The following is a 1,889-nucleotide window of genomic DNA, read 5'->3' as shown; positions in this document are numbered from 1 at the left end:
AAACGGCGGCGTATTCCGTGCGACAGAAGGATTGCAAAAAGAATTCGGTGAAGACCGTGTGTTTGACACGCCACTTGCTGAATCTGGTATCGGCGGTCTTGCCCTTGGTTTAGGCTTAAACGGCTTCCGTCCGGTAATGGAAATCCAATTCTTCGGATTTGTTTATGAAGTAATGGATTCAGTTTCTGGCCAAATGGCTCGTATGCGCTACCGTTCTGGCGGACGCTGGACTTCACCTGTAACAATTCGTTCTCCATTCGGCGGCGGTGTTCATACTCCTGAACTTCACGCTGACAGCTTGGAAGGTCTTGTTGCACAACAGCCTGGTATCAAAGTTGTGATTCCATCAACTCCTTACGATGCCAAAGGACTTTTAATTTCTGCGATCAGAGACAATGATCCTGTTGTCTTCTTAGAGCATATGAAGCTTTACCGTTCTTTCCGTCAGGAAGTTCCTGAAGAAGAATACACAATTGAGCTTGGAAAAGCTGACGTGAAACGTGAAGGTACTGATCTTTCAATCATCACTTACGGCGCAATGGTTCATGAATCATTAAAAGCTGCTGAGGAGCTTGAAAAAGACGGCATTTCTGCTGAAGTTGTCGACCTTCGTACAGTAAGCCCACTTGATATCGATACAATTATCGCTTCTGTAGAAAAAACAGGACGCGCGATTGTCGTTCAAGAGGCACAAAAACAAGCCGGTATTGCTGCAAACGTAGTAGCAGAAATTAATGACCGTGCGATCCTGAGCTTGGAAGCACCTGTACTTCGCGTTGCAGCGCCAGATACAGTATTTCCTTTCTCTCAAGCGGAGAGCGTATGGCTTCCAAACCATAAAGACGTTCTTGAAACAGCAAGAAAAGTGCTTGAATTTTAATCAAACTGCATAATCGAGAGGGAAGATGAACGTTTTCCCTCTATTATATATCTGTTTTCAATGCTTACGATGTAAATTTTAAAATTGCTTAATCAAACTAGGAGGTCGAGAACTGTGGCATTTGAATTTAAACTTCCAGATATCGGGGAAGGTATCCACGAAGGCGAAATCGTAAAATGGTTTGTCAAGCCTAACGACGAGGTAGACGAAGATGATGTACTGGCTGAAGTCCAAAATGATAAAGCAGTAGTAGAAATTCCTTCACCTGTTAAAGGAAAAGTATTAGAATTAAAAGTTGAAGAGGGAACGGTTGCAACTGTTGGACAAACGATTATTACGTTTGATGCACCTGGTTACGAAGATCTTCAATTTAAAGGCAGCGACGAGTCTGACGATGCGAAAACTGAAGCACAAGTTCAGTCAACTGCAGAAGCTGGACAAGACGTTGCGAAAGAAGAGCAAGCTCAAGAGCCTGCAAAAGCTACTGGCGCAGGACAGCAGGATCAAGCTGAAGTTGACCCGAACAAACGCGTGATCGCTATGCCTTCCGTACGTAAATATGCACGTGAAAAAGGTGTAGACATCCGTAAGGTTACTGGTTCAGGCAACAACGGACGTGTTGTAAAAGAAGATATCGACAGCTTTGTAAACGGAGGAGCGCAAGAAGCTGCACCGCAAGAAACAGCTGCACCACAAGAAACAGCTGCTAAACCGGCTGCTGCACCAGCTCCAGAGGGTGAATTCCCAGAAACACGCGAAAAAATGAGCGGTATCCGTAAAGCAATTGCAAAAGCGATGGTTAACTCTAAACACACTGCTCCTCACGTAACGTTAATGGACGAAGTGGACGTAACAAACCTTGTTGCACATCGTAAACAGTTCAAACAAGTTGCTGCTGATCAAGGAATCAAGCTGACTTACTTGCCTTACGTTGTAAAAGCTCTTACATCTGCACTGAAAAAATTCCCTGTTTTAAACACGTCAATTGACGATAAAACAGATGAAGTCA

2 protein-coding genes are annotated in these 1,889 nt (G+C 44.1%); both read left to right on the top strand.

All coding sequences use genetic code 11. From position 1 onward, the window contains the following. A partial coding sequence (gene pdhB / locus RAC86_RS38285) for a pyruvate dehydrogenase complex E1 component subunit beta (protein WP_377886917.1) occupies nt 1–880 on the top strand: 880 nt, incomplete at its 5' end. A 114-nt stretch (nt 881–994) separates the two neighbouring features. Then, the coding region (pdhC, locus tag RAC86_RS38280; RefSeq protein WP_377886915.1) for a pyruvate dehydrogenase complex dihydrolipoyllysine-residue acetyltransferase at nt 995–1,889 on the top strand (895 nt) is incomplete at its 3' end.

It is taken from the genome of Bacillus sp. LR_5, assembly GCF_042709275.1.
This window is presented reverse-complemented; position numbering and strand designations above follow the sequence as displayed.